Genomic DNA, 16,117 nt, shown 5'->3' with positions numbered 1-16,117 from the left:
TACCTATATTTTATTGATAGCCTCCAACAACTACTGCACATTAACGTGTGTATAGACCTTCTCGGTCAGTGACATAGCACCCGAATGACCGACGATCTTCTTAACCAGCGTAGGCGATACCTCTTTCTCAGTCATCATAGAGATGCAGGTGTGACGGGTATCGTGGGGCTTGTGTGAGCAGCCGATCAGCTCCATAACAGGTGTCCAGTAGGAATCGTAGAAGTTGCGGTAGATAAACTGCTTGCCGTCAGGAGTATGGAGCAGATATTCGTTGCCGTCCTCGTACCACTTCTTGAAGAACGGATAAGTCCTGTCGTGTATCGGAACAACACGGATACCGCTTTCTGTCTTGCTCTCCGCCACCTTGAAGCAATGCTCTTCGATGTTGACATTCTCACGTTTCAGGTCAAGCAGCTCAGACACACGCCCTCCACTGTATATCAGCATCAGGACAATCTGTGCGTAGAAATTGCTTTCTTGCACCCACAGAGCAGCAATTTCTTCCTTGCTGAAAGGAGAACGGTCTGTCTTGTTCGGGTTCTTGTCCTTGAACTTGATAATATCCACATACTCAGAGTAATCTTTCATGCAGATCTCATACTTCATGGCATACTAATACATCTGGCTGAACAGTACTTTCAGCTTACGGAGTGTGGGATAGTTCTTACCGCAGTTGTCCACAACGCCCTGCAAGTCTGTTAGCTATAATTCCTTGAATACTCTGTCGTGCAGGGGTTCACAGGTATTATACGATGCTTTGTAGGCTTTGGCGTTGCTGTCCGAGATCGTGGGGAATTTTTCTGCCGACCACTTCTCAAAGACTTCAGCAAAGGTGATTTTGGAAGCTTCAATGTCATAGGGATTCTTATTGTAGTCCATGAGCATTTCAAGCCCTTTAGCCCTGGTCGGAGCATAGCCGATAGTGATGTACTGCTGTTTACGCTTGCCTGTTTCGGTATCAATGTCCCAGCCGACTGTCTTGCGGACGATGTATGGATTCAATGCCAACAACTTAAGCGTAATTGGCATTGCACCCCTCAGACCCCGAATCTGAATAAAAGAAAGAGAGATTTTTATGAGAAGAAAAACGAATAAAAAAGCAGAAAAACAAGCGTAACATATTCCTGAAAATCAGAGTAACTGAGGAAAAGCTTGAAGCGTTCCGGCGTAAGTATAAAAACAGCCGCTGTAAATCATTCAGCGACTTCGTAAGGAGATGTGTCTTTGAAGGTCTGATCCTGCATATCGATAAAGAAAAATGCAGGGACTCTATTCGATGTTAAACAGCATCAATAATAATGTCAATCAGATCAAAGTCCGAGTCACGACAAACGATGACACTTACGCCGATGATTTCAAGGAGATCGAGGAACGAATTCTTGAGATATGGAGGATCCTGTTTTTCTTTCAGAAGCTTGCTCCAAGGGAATAGAATTCAAGGCATTATGCACTGACAAAATAATAATTCTTGCTACGCATTTCACAAGAATTATTACAATCATCCCGTAGAGCTAGACTCTGGAATATTTATCCGCTATAATGGATTCACAACAATGATTTATGGAGTCGATTTTTATGTTTAAAATACCTGAACTCGCAATGCCGAGAACACGCAAGGTCACGACCATCTGCGACGGTAAGAAAGAGGTCTGGGACGATTACGAAGAAACGAAGAATTTCTTTCTCAGGCAGATGATGACTACATAGGGTGAGGAACGTGACCGAGCAGAGTGCGTTTACATTCAGCTCATACATGGGCTGGATGAGTGTACGGACGAGGATGAATAAACAAAACAGAGGGCATTGTTTTAACCGACAATGCCCTCTAATCATAATTTATACTTTTTCTATTATGAAAGGTCAAACATTTTACCAATTATAAATTGACTTAATTATAGTCATGTGGTATAATGTATGTAATTAAGTTGGATACAACTATTGGAAAGGAGAGCCAAGTATTATATGAAAAACAACGGAGATATTGTTCGCTTCTTCAAAGATAAAGAATACATAATGCTTGATAATGATTTGGGCGGCGGCTCCTTTGGAAAAACCGTTTTGCTTAAAGACCCATTCATTGATGATGTATTTGTTGCAAAAAAATATGAGCCAGCATTTAGTGATGAAGACGAGAAGAAAAAATTCTATAAGAATTTCCTTGATGAGATTAAGATCATGTATAAGCTTAACCATCATAATATAGTTAGAATTTACAATTACTACGCTTATGAAGATATATATACTGGCTTTATCATTATGGAATACATTGATGGCGAAAGTATAGAAGAATGGTTTGAAAACTGTTCTATGGGACTTACCAAATCTTCGTCAAATGAAATCTTTATTCAATTGATAGATGCGTTTGACTACCTACAGAAACATGAGATCATTCATAGGGACATTAGAGAAGGCAATATTCTTATAGATAAAGACGATAATGTAAAAGTCATAGATTTCGGTATTGGCAAAGTGATTCAGCCTGGTGATACTATAAAAGATAGTTTGTATGCAGATATAAATAGAGCAAATTCGGATACATTGCCTGCGGAGTTTTATAGTGGAATATATACATCATCAACTGATATGTTCTATTTAGCAGAGTTAATTAACCGCTTGTTGACTTTATATCCTTGTTCAGAGTTTAAGTATCAACATATTGTAGACAAGATGATGTCAAAACAGCCAGCGGATAGATATTGCTCATTTAGTGAAATAAAAAAAGACATTGAACAGGGAGCTTTCTATTCATTATCCATAACAGATGACGAAAAACGTATATATAGAGATTTTGCAGATTCGCTTGATTATGTAATCGGTGTATACGGAGAATCACCAACATTCACTTTTGATAGTAGCAGTATCATTTCTAAGCTTGAAACGGTACTAACCAACAATATGTTTGAAGATTTTATCAGCAACAATCTGGATGTTATACAGGCTTTTGTCAATTGCAGGTGTACGTATGACAATGAATACGGAATCTCCGTAGACAAAGTCCGTGAATTTGTTGAGTGGTTAAAACGTGTGTCAACGACTAAGCGAAATATCATTATTTCTAATATAATCAATAAAATAGCAAATAAAGAAATAGATGTATTTGCTATTGATCCACCATTCTAATCACAAACTAAACATGATGAAAATTGTTAATCATCGTCACAAAACTCACAGGGTAACAAACACGTAACTAACAAAATAGCCTTAAAACAACGATATAACGTGGTTACACTTTATCAAAGAGATAATTTCATTCTCATTTATCAAACCGTTTCGCAGAAATGCGAAGCGGTTTTTTTATACCCGATCCTAACTGTCAAAATGCACAATCAAAACATCTGTTCGTTGTCAATTTAGCTGAATATCCCCATGCTTATTGTAAATAACAACAAAATATGATATAATTATTGCTGATAAATTAACTTTTAGGAGATAACTGCTATGACGAATGAATACATAAAACCGCCCGTTGAGATACGCTACAAAAATGAACTCGACGCCTTGAAAAGTGTTGATATTGGCAAAAAGCCTGAGAATTGGGTGCTGTCGCCAAAGGCAGTGCGAACATTTATATTAGGCGGAATCATCAAAACTGCCGATGGCAAAATGCAGATAAAGCGCAAATTCTATGGCAATGACGCACTTGTTGAGCGCTGTATAATCACCCTCGCTGGTAACCGTGGACTTATGCTGGTGGGTGAGCCAGGCACTGCTAAAACTATGCTCTCTGAGCTTCTCTCTGCTGCTTGCTGCGGCATAAGCACGAACACAGTTCAGGGTACGGCTGGAACTACCGAGGATATGATAAAATATAGCTGGAACTATGCCATGCTTCTTTCAAAAGGTCCGTGCCGTGAAGCCCTTGTGCCTGCTCCCCTGCTCATAGGCATGGAACAAGGCATTTTCGCACGATTTGAGGAAATAACTCGTACCCCTGCAGAAATCCAGGATAGCCTTATTTCTGTAATGAGCGACCAGATACTCAATATCCCTGAGCTTGAAAACGAAGGACTTGTTTTCGCCAAGCAAGGATTTAATATAATCGGTACTGCAAACACCCGTGATAAGGGCGTAAATGAAATGTCAGGTGCTTTGAAAAGGCGTTTCAATTTTGAAACTGTCGAGCCTGTTCGTGACGTAAGGCTCGAAAAGGAGATCATTATCCGTGAAGCACAAGACCTTGCAAAAACAGGTCATATCGACCAGCCTATAGACACCGACGCTGCTGAACTTCTTGCTGTCACATATCATGAGCTTCGTGAGGGCGTTACCTCAGAGGGAACAAAGCTTGAAAAACCAAACGCCGTTATGAGTACAGCCGAAGCTGTGTCCGTTTTCTATCAAACTATGAGCAGTGCATATTATTATGGTGACGGAAAAACTGATCTCAAAGAGCTTACGCAGAATCTTTTAGGAGCAGTTTGTAAGGAAAACAAAGACGACCTTGAAAAGCTTAAAAGCTATTTCAGGATCGCTGTTAAGGAAAAAAGTGCAAGTGAGGGAGGCATATGGACAGAATATCTGGATACAGCCAAGTATCTGAAATAATACCTTTCGACTATTCTCAGCCATTTATGCTTTTTCCTGTAAGACACCACAGCCCTGTCTGCTCGTGGCAGCTCATCAGAGCAATTAAAGAATATCAGCCCGATGTCATACTTATAGAGGGTCCTGAAAACGCCAATGATATGATAGGTGTGTTGACGGACGAGAGAACAAAACTCCCTGCGGCTTTCTATTATTACTACAAGGACAGAAAAAAGTTTATCAGTGATGAAGCCGAAGACTATAAATGCTACTACCCTTTTATCTATGCTTCACCTGAGTATAACGCTCTGAAAACAGCCGCAGCCATGGATATAGAAGCACGCTTTATAGATCTTCCCTACAGCGAGATACTTATTACCACCGCAGAAAATAAAGGCCTTCGCAGTAATAAGGATAAACACAGCTACACTGATGACAGCAGACTTATATACAGCAAATTCTGCAAAAAGCTTTGCGAGAAAACAGATCTAAGGACCTTTGAAGAGTTCTGGGAGAAGTATTTTGAGATAGAGGGGCTCAGGTTATCTGTACAAGATTTTGTACAGCAAATGTACACCTACTGCATTATCACACGAAATGACGAAACAGAAGATGATCTTGCGGCAGACGGCACTCTTGCAAGAGAAAACCATATGGCTCTGCGTATCAAAGAAGCACTTAAAGATAACAAAAAAGTCCTTGCTGTAACAGGCGGATTCCACAGTTTGGGACTTTATGAGCTTTTGAAAAGTGATAATATCCAAAAAGAAAAGCTTCACAAGCTCTCTCAAAAAGATGAAGGCTGTTTCCCTGTAGCTTATTCTTATGAAGCAGCAGACGCTCTCAGTGGATATGCCTCTGGTATCCAGCGTCCTTATTTTTATGATTGCGTGATGAACAAGCTAATCCACTGCGATGACCCGGCAGGTGTTTACAGCGACACAGTTCTTGACCTGCTCATAGGTACAGTGAGAGCCTGTGATAAACATGATATCCCAGTGTCAATGGCTGACGCTTCCGCAGCGCAGTCTATGATGAGTGGACTTGCCGCACTTCGTGGCTGTCATGAATGTGGACTTTACGAGCTTGAGGACGCCATAACCTCGTCATTTATCAAGGGAGAGAAAACAATATCCTCCGCCCTGCCTATCGACCTTATGCACAAACTTGCCACAGGCGACAAGACAGGTCATATAGGTGATATAAACCACGTTTCTCCGCTTATCGCTGATTTTGAAGAACAGTGTAAAAGGTTTCGACTTAAAATAAAAACAGTAACCCCTAATAAGACGGAAGTTTCACTTTTTACCACTGCAAACGGCATGGAACTAAGCAGATTTTTCCATAGAATGGTGTTTCTAGGCACAGACTTTGCCCAGCGAACAAAAGGACCTGATTTGCATAGGCGAAAAGACAGAAGCCGTGTCCGTGAAGAATGGGTATACAAAAAAGTTCCTGCCACAGACGTTGCTCTCATAGACCATACTGCCGACGGCTTCACCATTGAAGAAGCCTGCCGCACCTGTGCTTCAAGAACACTTCGCCATGAAAAGCACTGTGATGTTGCGGCGCATATCCTTGTGGACTGCTTCCAAATGGGCTTAGAACTCTCTGATGATGACAAAGCTTGTGCCGAGAACATTCTTAACTCAGACGGTGACTTTTTCTCTGTAGGCAGAGGTCTAAGGCATTTTATCACTCTTATGGAACTCCAACAACTTTATAATACCGAGTTTTCCGCCGCAGAAAATTGTGCAAAGCGGTGCATGACAAGGATAATCACAGCACTGCCTGATATGGCGTCGGTGAAAGACGACCACATTGCAGAATGTGCAGCGATAATGTACGCAATGCAGAAAGCTGTCACTGACGGCTTTAGAGAATATCGTCATGACTATGAAAACGCCATGCTTTCCCTCTGCGGCAAATCTGATAAAGACCCATTTGTTTACGGCACAGCACTTGGCATACTTTATGCCTTTGACCCCCACCGCCGCAAGCTTGCTGAACAGGCAATGTCAAGCTATCTCAAAGGCGACAGGAATGTTCAGATACAAGGAGCGGAGTTTCTTCACGGACTTTTCAATGCCGCCCGTGATATCATCATGACGGACGATTCTTTCATCAGAATGACAGACACGCTTATCTGCGGACTTGACTATGACGATTTTATAGAAATACTTCCCTCCATGAAGCTTGCTTTCAGTTGTTTCACTCCATATGAAATACAGCAAACAGCCACCGCTGTCGCAAAGCTTTATGACTCTGACAGTGCTGAGCTTCTTGTGGAAAAACCTATAAACGAAAGGCTATATAGCTTCGGTAGGGAAATAGATAAAGAGATAGTTAAACTTTTGTCTGAGGAGGAAAAGCCATGACAGATGAAAACAAAGCCATATTCGTCAACCGCTGGCGGCTCGTGCTGGGCGGAATGTCTGACAAAAGCCTTTCCTTTACCGGTGACAAAGCAGAGATAATAACGTTTCAGGATATGGAAAAGCTACTCGATTATCTCTATAGCCGTGCGCAAGGTGACGATGTAAGGGACGAGAACAGCAGGCAAGGCGGTCAGGGTGGCAGTGTGCTAAACGCCGCAGAATGGATAACAAAAGTCAGAACGCTTTTTCCAAAGCAGACCGCCGAGGTGCTTGAACGTCAAGCTTTGGAAAGGTTCAACATGACCGAGCTTCTTACCGATAAAAAGGTTCTTGAAGAAATGAAGCCTGATATAGCGCTGCTTAAAACTATCATTCAGCTCAAACATCTCATGAACGGCGAGGTGTTGCAGGCGGCTTTAAAAATAGCAAAACAGGTGGCAGACGATATCAAACAAAAGCTTGATATGACCATAAAGCGAAGCCTTACAGGCAGGCTTGATAAAAACACATCGTCAGTTATGAAATGCTCTGCAAACCTCGATTTCAAAAAGACTATCCGCCGAAACCTGAAAAACTATGACAAAACAAGCAACCAGCTTATACTTAAAGATATCTATTTCAGTGGACGTGTGAAAAAGCATAACAAAAAGCGCATTATCATAGCCATAGACGAAAGCGGTTCAATGCTCGGTTCAGTCATCTATAGTGCAGTAATGGCGCAGATAATTTCCGAACTGCCATTTGCAGAGGTGAAGCTCATCATATTTGATACAAGCATCGTTGACCTCTCAGACCATGCAGACGACCCTGCTCAGACAATAATGAGCGTTCAGCTTGGGGGAGGAACGGATATTGCAAAAGCCCTTACCTACTGCGAAAGCCTTATCGTTACGCCGCGTGACACTTGCGTTATCGTTGTAACAGACCTCTACGAGGGTGGCAGTGAAGCACAGCTTATGAACGTCAGCAAAAATATAATCACAAGCGGAGCACATCTCTCATTCCTTACCGCCCTTGATGAAAATGCCGACCCTGCCTATGACAAGGCGACAGGTCAGAAGCTTGCAGATATGGGCTCATTCGTTGGCGGTCTTACCCCTGATAAGCTTGGGGATTACATCGGAAAAATATTTGCATAGGAGATGACATCTTGGACGTAATCGATAAACAGCTTGGCATTGCAAACGAACAAACGCTTATTGAGCTTTCAAACAAGGGCATTTACAAACGTGCGTTGAAGGAATCCAAAAACATGACCCTTTCGGCTGAAAAAATCCATGAATGTTACATAGTAAAATTAGACGGTGAAACCTGCACCATAAAATCACCTCTTGATGAAAGTCAATGCAGTTGTGTTTCAAGAGGAATGTGCAGGCACATTATCACAGCCATACTGCTTTTGAAAGCACAGCTTTCACAGTACGACGGCGAGGATATCACTCCAGAGGTCATAACCTCCGAGCCTGAACAAGCAGAAATTGAACTCCCCGAGCAACCTGAAATAAATTCGCTTTCTCAGGATACCCAGAAAAAGATAAAAGGATGCGCCGAACAGTGCATAAAAATAATGTCTGGAATATTTACCAGAGGCCTTGTAAGAACCGAAGAGAGCGACCCCGATAATTTTGAGCTTGCCGCAGTTTCCTGCCACGCTTTGAGAATGGCTGAGGCAGAAAGACAAATGCGTGAACTTGGCAGCCGACTTAAAGACTGTGTTTCAAGGCGAGCTTCATTCAGTCCGCAGGTATTCACTCACAAAATGTTTGAATATGCTGACAGCATGAACAAGCTTATAAAAGCCGACATCACAGAAGAAATGCTCGGCACCTTCCGCAGAGAATACACCGACTATGAGGGGACGCTCCAACTCCTGCCTATAGGCACAAGAAATGTCAGTGGCGAATACACTGGCTGTATCTACTATTTTCTAAATATAGACAGAACTTCGCCCCAGCGTTTTTTTACCTACAGCGATCTGCGCCCCACGTTCTATGAAAAAAAGTCAAGACGATTTGCCGAAAGCACAACTGTATGGGATCTTGACAGCTCTCTAAACAGCTATATGTGCACAGAGCTGAAGCTTGAAAACGCCAAGGTGAGCATGGGGCATTTGTCCTCATCGTCAAAGACCAACGCCATATGCGCAGGTCCTGCACAGCTAAACTGTTTTGCCCTCCGTGAGCTTATTGTCAGCGACTTCAAAGAGCTTGCGGAAAAGATCTCCGCAAACAAAAGCAACGAGGAGACCGACCGGCTTTATTTCGTTCACCCAAAAGAGTGCGTCGCTTCATATTTTGACAAGCACACTCAACAGCAAATATTCATTATAAAAGACGGCTGTGATAGACAAATATCTGTCACCGCAAAATACACAGCAGAAAATCGTGAATTTATTTCCACGCTTGAAACCATAGGTGGCAAAATGCTAAAAGAAAAGCACAAAAACTACGTCCTGCTGGCTCAAGGATATATCGACCACGGCAGGCTAACGCTTTTCCCAATAGAGGTCTATGATTTTATTGATCCGCCTGACAATGTTCCTGTACCTGTCGAGAATGATATAGACCAAGACTATGGAATGTGTAGCGAGCTTCTTGACGCCACCGAAGAAACCGACAAGAGGATAGTCACGGCAATGGAGTGCGGAGTGAACTCTGTTATCGCAGACGAACACGCTCAAAGCATACGCCAGTGCGGACTTGAAGAACTTGCAAAACGCTATGAATGCTTCACAAAGCTGTGCGAAAATGCAATACACACCACCGCAGACAAAAGCCTTGATATCTTCACTGCCGCAGGCAACACAATGCGGTATATCAGACTTTGCACACAAAAATTAGCACTGTTCAGTGCGATAAATAATATGGAGGAGAAAAAATGATCTACAACGAAAGCACCAAAAGCTTTATAAAGCTTGAAACCGCCCTAAAGGAGCTTGGTTTTGACCAGCAGACCATAGACCTTGCCCTTGAATATCTTGACATCACAAAGCCAAGAAACAATGACCTGATGAGAAAAATTACAACAAAATACTATCCAAAACTCATGCAGTATAGTTATCGTGAAAAGCTTATCAAAGCTGTAAAAAGTGAGATATCAGGTTCAGATAGTGAGGAGCTTAAAGACCGTTATATTATTTTCAGTTCAATGGCAACGGGTCCATATTTCCGATATATGACAGATGCGCTGTCTGGCAATGCCTATATATATTCCGAAAACAAAGCCATGTATATGAAGCCGCTCACTGATTTTTATGGTGAGAACGCAGAAGCAGTCTGGATATCAACAGAGATCTCAAACCGCTCAAATGATTCTATCAGCGTTTTCACTGTAAATCATCCTATCTATTCCGCAGACGATGCCATAAGAACATTCAACTTCGTTAGCCCTGACGATATCATAGCACAGCTTCTCCTTTGCGTTTACGCATTGGACGCAACCGAGCTGCCTAAAAAGAACCTGCTCGGCAAAACAAAAATTCCTGATACAGCCGCAATTGCCATAAAAAAGCTTTGCGAAGTGGTCGAAAAAAAGCCTAAAACAACTACAGCCGTTTTCTGTCTTTTTCTTGCCGCATATGCAGAAGCGTCATATTTTGTAAAAGAATACCGTGCATTTTTTGATAAGAACATTGTGAAATACTGCGACGATCTTACCCAAGGGCTGATATATATGAAGCTTTCCACCACCAGGGTATTCGACCTTATCGAAGCTCAACCACAGTGTCTTACAGATAGATACATTCTACACTTTGTCAAATCACCTGACAAAAATGGGAATTATCCAGCGCAAATGGTAAAGCTCGCAAAAGATCACCCACAGCTTTTCATAGAAACAATGAAAAACGCTCCATTTGACACAGCGATCACAATGGAGAAAATGCTCAAAGCCACCGACCCTAAATATAACGCAGAAGCAATTGGTCTTAAAGCTACCCATCAGGAACGTATCGCCAAACTTATTGCCGAACATTTCAAGCACAGTGACGAGATATACGCATATATCATGGGCAAAGCAGAAATAGACACGATACTCCCCTTTGCAGACGAAGAAGCCTGCGAGGGCAGACATAAGAAAATATACTATATTGTTGCATATGGAGAGGACGATTTTATTATCCGCTGTATCGCCGCCCTTTCCATAGGAGCGTCTAAAGATACAAGTGATCCCCTCCAACTTATAGGCAACGATCTTTATTATAACACCGAGTTCATCGTCCGTGCAATGGTAAGATCAGGTCTACCGATAGATATAATTATAAGATCCCTTGGCTGGCAAATAGAAAGCTCTTACTGTAAAGAAGTCATCATCAAAAAGATAACCGCTATCATGCCAGAAATTAAAGACAAAGCCACCATTATTGACGTAAGCAAAATGGCTGTGTCCAGCCGACTTTTGTATATAAGGCTTCTTAATATCGCAGACAGCAACAAGTACAAAGACGAATTTTTTGCCCTTTGTGACGATAACAGCAAGGTAATAAAAGCAGAGCTTGTGAAAGTTATATCCGCCCACAAGGATTGGCACGATGATGTTTGCAAACTTCTTGCTCAGAAAAAATCAGCCAAGCGTGAAACTGCACTTATGATAATTGAAAATCAGGGTGCTGACGCCTACCGCACAGAGCTTGAAAAAGCCTATGCCACAGAAAAATCCGACAAACTAAAATCGAAAATATCTGAACTTTTGGGCAGCGAAGCAAAGCCTGCCGAAATATCAGATGAAGACCTTGTGACCGCGCTCACCAAAGGCACAAAAAGCAAGAAAGTTCTCTGGCTTTTTGAACAGCCTTTTGCACCTATTCACTTCACCGATGATACAGTCACAGAGGATATCTATTTGCAGGCTCTCCTGCTTACATATGCAAACGCAGACGAAGGTACCCTCCCACCCAAGGGCAAGGCACTTGCCCAGAAGCTCAAAGCTGATGAGCTTGAAACATTCGCCCTTGAAGTCCTGAGCCGCTGGCTTGAAAAAGGTGCAGAAGCGAAAACAAAGTGGACAATGTATTTTGCGGCCATTTACGGCGGTGATGAAGCAATAAATTGCCTGACGGATTACATAAAAGAATGGTCGAAACAGTCATTAAATATGCGTGTTGCCCTTGCGGTTAAAGCAGTCAATGCAGTAGCTCTGAACGGCAGTTCCTATGCACTTATGACTGTAGACAATATTTCAAGAAAATATAAGAGTCGTGCGGTCAGAGCTGCCGCAGTTGACGCACTTGCCAATGCCGCTAAACAGCTTGGCTTGACAACGCAGGAGCTTGCGGACAAGATAGTACCTGACATGGGCTTTGACGAGAAAATGTGCCGCACCTTTGATTTTGGAAGCAGAAAATTCTCCGTTTATCTCACTCCACAGCTTGATATAGAAATATTCGAGGGTGAGAAAAAGCTTAAAAATCTCCCTAAAATAGGCGTTAATGACGACCCTGTCCTCGCAGAAAAGGCTACTGCTGATTTCAAGGAAATGAAAAAGCAAATGAAAACTGTTGTTGCCGCACAGAAACAGCGTCTTGAATATGTGCTTATGCTTGATCGTAAGTGGACAGCAGAATCTTGGAAAGCTCTCTTTGTAAAAAATCCTCTCATGCACTGCTTTGCGATAGGTCTTATATGGGGTATTTACGAAAATGGCTGCCTTAAAACTTCGTTCCGTTATCTTGACGACGGCAGCTTTACAAACTCAGATGATGATGAGATAGAGCTGTCCGAGGTTATGCAGATAGGGCTTGTTCACCCGCTGGAGCTTACTGAGCATGAAAAAGAAGCTTGGCTGGAACAGCTTGATGATTACGAGATAGTACAGCCATTCGACCAGCTAAAAAGAAAGGTATACAAAGTAGCGGAAAGCGATAAGAATAAGACCGCCTGCGAGATCTTCAAGAATACCGAGATAACGAACACCACTCTAGTCAACCGCATGACCAAAGCAGGCTGGTATAAAGGTCAGGCACAGGACGCAGGCTTTTTCTATGAGTTCATAAGAAATGATATCTCAGGCAAGGAGAAAGATCCCGACGGCAAGCTCGTCAACATAGGCATGACCGCCGAGCTTAAATTCTCAGGAACATACATCGGCTATTACGAGATAGAGGACGTGACCGTGGAAGAGCTTTACTTCCGACTTCCCGATGCTGCATACAATGACAACATGAAACTTGGCGATGTCAATCCAAGATACTACAGCGAAGTTGTCTTACAACTTAAAAAAGCTATAAACAAGTAGGCATAACAAAAGGCAGTTCTGATTTTTTCAGAGCTGCCTTTTACTTATTTATTTTCCACAGGAAGTCCGTGATCTCCTGCAATGTGTCTGCCTGCCCTGTTCACACAATATATGCAAACAGGAACTATATACAAGCAAGCCGCTATCCATGCCGCCTGATCTGTGAAGCAGATTGCAAGATAACCGAATTTCGGCACAAATATCATACTTACAGAAATTCGAGCTATCATTTCCGTCACTCCTGAGAATATAGCAAGTCCAGAATATCCAAGACCCTGCGTACACATTCTGCAAGTGTTGAGTATACCTAGCGTCCAATAGAAAAAGCCTGCATAGAAAAGATATTTGGCTGAAGCAGTAAGCACTGCTGCGTCTGACTTATTCACAAAGATAAGCGAAAGCTCTCTGCCGAAGAATATAAGTACAATACCGGCTATTACTCCATATGTCATGCCAACGCCAACTCCAATGCGTATACCCTTTTTGATACGCTTGAGATTTCCTGCACCGAGATTTTGGCTTGCAAAAACAGATGCACCTGTTGCAAAAGCGTCATAAGGACACATTGTGAACTGCTTTATCCTTGCCCCAGCAGTGAATCCTGACACATAAATGCTTCCAAGCTTGTTGTTAGCTGACTGCATGACCATTGAGCCGATAGCCGTTATGGAATATTGAAGTCCCATAGGAAAGCCCATTATTATAAGGTTCAGCACCGCAGGCTTTGACATCACTCTGTCCTCTTTTGAAAGCTTAAGCACGTTTACCTTTTTCATAATAAATACAGCACATAGTATTCCGCTTATCGCCTGAGCAACGACCGTAGCGATAGCCGCACCCATGCAGCCCCACCTGAACACGATAACACACACAAGGTCAAGTGCAATGTTCAAAACCGTTGATATAGCAAGAAATACAAATGGCGTTTTGCTGTCGCCAACAGAACGCAATACGCTTGAAAGCAGGTTATACAAAAGTGTGAACGGTATGCCAAGAAATATCACCAGAAGATATTTATATGCGTCGTCAAAAATATTCGACGGAGTTGAAAGAAGCTTCAATATCTCACTACAAAGCACCGCACAAACTGTGGTCAACACAAACGCAGTAACGGCGGTTATAACAATAGAATTGTAAAAATACTGTTTCAGCTTTTTTATGTCCCCTGCTCCGAAATGCCTTGCAATAGGCACTCCAAAGCCGCAGGCTGTTCCCATGCAGAAACCAAGCACCAAAAACTGCACACTGCTTGAAGCTCCGACACTTGCAAGAGCGTCAGAACCAAGAAATCTTCCCACGATGGCAGCGTCAATAAGATTGTATGTCTGCTGCAACAAATTTCCTAAAAGCAGAGGAAGCGCAAAGCTCATTATAAGCTTGAACGGACTGCCCGTTGTCATGTTTTTTGTCATTACTTTTCCTCCAAAAATCTAACTGTTACATTTATCATCTTTAATTTTTACTATCACATTCTATCATCAATATATGAAAAAATCTATAACACAAATTAAATTTACTTTTGTGATTTTAAACAAATATAATAACAAAAAACATACATATTGCACATAAAAAAGGCAAGCATATTTCAGCCTGCCTTTGTGTAGCTTACGCTTTATACGTTAAATCTGAAAAGAACGATATCGCCGTCCTGCATAACGTAATCCTTACCCTCAAGACGAACAAGACCCTTTTCCTTAGCCGCCATCATAGAGCCACAGCTCATAAGATCGTCAAATGAAACAACTTCAGCTCTGATGAAGCCCTTTTCAAAGTCAGTGTGTATCTTTCCTGCCGCCTGTGGAGCTTTAGTTCCCTTTTTGATAGTCCAAGCTCTTACCTCAGGTTCGCCTGCTGTCAGGTATGAAATAAGACCAAGAAGTGAATAGCCCTCCTTGATTATTCTGTTAAGACCTGAAGTTTCAAGACCGAGGTCTGCAAGGAACATTTCCTTGTCCTCATCGTCCATGTCAGATATCTCAGCCTCTATCTGCGCGCATATCGGGAACACAGCCGAGCCTTCGGCTTTTGCAATCTCGCAAACTTCCTTGTAATGCTCGTTGCTTTCGATATTGTTTCTGAAATCATCTTCGCAAAGGTTAGCCGCATAGATAACAGGCTTAAGTGAAAGAAGCGGTGTTTCTTTAAGTATCTCCAGCTCGTCCTCTGTCATGTCATAAGAACGTGCAGGCTTGCCGCTTTCAAGATGCTCTTTGAGCTTTTCAAGGAACTCTACAGCGGAAGTAAGAGATTTGTCGCCTTTCATTGCCTTTTTAGTTCTGTCAAGCTTTCTCTCGATAAGCTCAACGTCAGAGAAAATAAGCTCCAAATCTATAGTTTCAATGTCTCTGCGAGGATTGATAGAGCCGTCAACATGAATGATGTTAGGGTCGTCAAAACATCTTACAACGTGAACGATAGCGTCCACCTCTCTTATGTTTGAAAGAAATTTGTTTCCAAGTCCCTCGCCCTTTGAAGCACCCTTTACAAGACCTGCAATGTCAACAAATTCAAGTGTTGCAGGAGTAAACTTTACAGGGTGATACATCTCAGCCAGCTTGTCAAGTCTTTCATCAGGCACCGAAACAATGCCCACATTCGGTTCGATCGTGCAAAACGGATAGTTCGCAGATTCTGCACCCGCATTTGTGAGTGCATTAAAAAGTGTTGATTTTCCTACGTTAGGAAGTCCTACCATGCCAAGTTTCATATCAATATACGCCTTTCGTTAAAATTTTACGCCATCATGGTCAAAATCATCTTCATCATCATCAAAGTTATAATCATCATAATACTCGTCAGGGTCAAAATGATCGTTACAGCCACCCTTGTCTATCTTGTTGTTACAACCGATAGTAACGCCTTTCTTGATAGGCGAAACAAACAGACCAATTATAACGCCAAGGAGAAAAAGTGCAAGGCCTTTCCAAAAATAGCTTACTGTGCAGTTATTTTCAGTATCGCAGTTTTCTTCAAAAATATCCATA

General features: G+C 42.2%; 12 protein-coding genes and 1 pseudogene. 8 read left to right on the top strand and 5 right to left on the bottom strand.

The genetic code is table 11. From position 1 onward, the window contains the following. Positions 1-30: 30 nt before the first annotated feature. Positions 31-606, bottom strand: coding sequence for a tyrosine-type recombinase/integrase (locus AB5627_RS10985; RefSeq protein ID WP_302837669.1), 576 nt, complete (start codon positions 604-606; stop codon positions 31-33). Between the two features lie 96 nt (positions 607-702). Next, positions 703-1,029, bottom strand: coding sequence for a hypothetical protein (locus AB5627_RS10980; RefSeq protein WP_265290720.1), 327 nt, complete (start codon positions 1,027-1,029; stop codon positions 703-705). Between the two features lie 247 nt (positions 1,030-1,276). On the opposite strand from AB5627_RS10980, the gene AB5627_RS10975 reads away from it, so the two are divergent. The 8 genes and pseudogenes from AB5627_RS10975 (at position 1,277) to AB5627_RS10940 (ending at position 13,133) form a co-directional block, all read left to right on the top strand. Continuing rightward, positions 1,277-1,432 carry a hypothetical protein gene (locus tag AB5627_RS10975; RefSeq protein ID WP_265290721.1) on the top strand — a complete coding sequence of 52 codons (156 nt, stop codon included), beginning with the start codon at positions 1,277-1,279 and terminating at the stop codon, positions 1,430-1,432. A gap of 143 nt (positions 1,433-1,575) precedes the next feature. Then, positions 1,576-1,788: pseudogene (locus tag AB5627_RS10970) on the top strand (hypothetical protein). 174 nt (positions 1,789-1,962) lie between these two features. Continuing rightward, positions 1,963-3,120: a protein kinase family protein gene (locus tag AB5627_RS10965; RefSeq protein WP_265290722.1), complete on the top strand. Its 1,158-nt coding sequence runs from the start codon at positions 1,963-1,965 to the stop codon at positions 3,118-3,120. Between the two features lie 318 nt (positions 3,121-3,438). Further along, positions 3,439-4,545, top strand: a complete 1,107-nt coding sequence (locus AB5627_RS10960) for an AAA family ATPase (protein ID WP_022288208.1) — start codon at positions 3,439-3,441, stop codon at positions 4,543-4,545. Continuing rightward, complete coding sequence (locus tag AB5627_RS10955) at positions 4,506-6,902, top strand: DUF5682 family protein (RefSeq protein ID WP_265290723.1); 2,397 nt, start codon at positions 4,506-4,508, stop codon at positions 6,900-6,902. The genes AB5627_RS10960 and AB5627_RS10955 overlap by 40 nt, the downstream gene beginning before the upstream one ends. Further along, positions 6,899-8,041, top strand: a complete 1,143-nt coding sequence (locus AB5627_RS10950) for a VWA domain-containing protein (RefSeq protein WP_022288210.1) — start codon at positions 6,899-6,901, stop codon at positions 8,039-8,041. The genes AB5627_RS10955 and AB5627_RS10950 overlap by 4 nt, the downstream gene beginning before the upstream one ends. An 11-nt stretch (positions 8,042-8,052) precedes the next feature. Continuing rightward, the gene (locus tag AB5627_RS10945; protein ID WP_022288211.1) at positions 8,053-9,783 is read left to right on the top strand and encodes a hypothetical protein; all 1,731 of its coding nucleotides are present in this window, start codon (positions 8,053-8,055) and stop codon (positions 9,781-9,783) included. After that, positions 9,780-13,133 carry a DUF4132 domain-containing protein gene (locus AB5627_RS10940; RefSeq protein ID WP_265290724.1) on the top strand — a complete coding sequence of 1,118 codons (3,354 nt, stop codon included), beginning with the start codon at positions 9,780-9,782 and terminating at the stop codon, positions 13,131-13,133. The genes AB5627_RS10945 and AB5627_RS10940 overlap by 4 nt, the downstream gene beginning before the upstream one ends. A 44-nt stretch (positions 13,134-13,177) precedes the next feature. Here AB5627_RS10940 and AB5627_RS10935 read toward each other — a convergent pair whose 3' ends face one another. The 3 genes from AB5627_RS10935 to AB5627_RS10925 form a co-directional block, all read right to left on the bottom strand. Continuing rightward, a complete protein-coding gene (locus AB5627_RS10935) occupies positions 13,178-14,545 on the bottom strand; it encodes an MATE family efflux transporter (RefSeq protein WP_022288213.1) in 1,368 nt (455 codons plus the stop codon). A 200-nt stretch (positions 14,546-14,745) separates the two neighbouring features. Then, a complete protein-coding gene (gene ychF, locus AB5627_RS10930) occupies positions 14,746-15,840 on the bottom strand; it encodes a redox-regulated ATPase YchF (RefSeq protein WP_022288214.1) in 1,095 nt (364 codons plus the stop codon). A gap of 18 nt (positions 15,841-15,858) precedes the next feature. Continuing rightward, positions 15,859-16,116: a hypothetical protein gene (locus AB5627_RS10925; protein ID WP_022288215.1), complete on the bottom strand. Its 258-nt coding sequence runs from the start codon at positions 16,114-16,116 to the stop codon at positions 15,859-15,861. Position 16,117: the final 1 nt, after the last annotated feature.

It is taken from the genome of Ruminococcus sp. RTP21198st1_G1_RTP21198_201120 (assembly GCF_040924265.1).
Taxonomy (GTDB): Bacteria; Bacillota; Clostridia; order Oscillospirales; family Ruminococcaceae; genus Hominimerdicola; species Hominimerdicola aceti.
Note: the sequence above shows the minus strand (reverse complement) of the source record. Positions and strands in the feature narration are given on the sequence as shown.

What these genes read in the sequence shown, in the direction of transcription:
- AB5627_RS10940 (WP_265290724.1), top strand. Translation starts at nt 9,780, where the DNA reads ATGATCTACAACGAAAGCACCAAAAGCTTTATAAAGCTTGAAACCGCC.
- AB5627_RS10985 (WP_302837669.1), bottom strand. Translation starts at nt 606, where the DNA reads ATGAAGTATGAGATCTGCATGAAAGATTACTCTGAGTATGTGGATATT.
- AB5627_RS10955 (WP_265290723.1), top strand. Translation starts at nt 4,506, where the DNA reads ATGGACAGAATATCTGGATACAGCCAAGTATCTGAAATAATACCTTTC.
- AB5627_RS10925 (WP_022288215.1), bottom strand. Translation starts at nt 16,116, where the DNA reads ATGGATATTTTTGAAGAAAACTGCGATACTGAAAATAACTGCACAGTA.
- AB5627_RS10960 (WP_022288208.1), top strand. Translation starts at nt 3,439, where the DNA reads ATGACGAATGAATACATAAAACCGCCCGTTGAGATACGCTACAAAAAT.
- AB5627_RS10980 (WP_265290720.1), bottom strand. Translation starts at nt 1,029, where the DNA reads ATGCCAATTACGCTTAAGTTGTTGGCATTGAATCCATACATCGTCCGC.
- AB5627_RS10975 (WP_265290721.1), top strand. Translation starts at nt 1,277, where the DNA reads ATGTTAAACAGCATCAATAATAATGTCAATCAGATCAAAGTCCGAGTC.
- AB5627_RS10950 (WP_022288210.1), top strand. Translation starts at nt 6,899, where the DNA reads ATGACAGATGAAAACAAAGCCATATTCGTCAACCGCTGGCGGCTCGTG.
- ychF (WP_022288214.1), bottom strand. Translation starts at nt 15,840, where the DNA reads ATGAAACTTGGCATGGTAGGACTTCCTAACGTAGGAAAATCAACACTT.
- AB5627_RS10935 (WP_022288213.1), bottom strand. Translation starts at nt 14,545, where the DNA reads ATGACAAAAAACATGACAACGGGCAGTCCGTTCAAGCTTATAATGAGC.
- AB5627_RS10965 (WP_265290722.1), top strand. Translation starts at nt 1,963, where the DNA reads ATGAAAAACAACGGAGATATTGTTCGCTTCTTCAAAGATAAAGAATAC.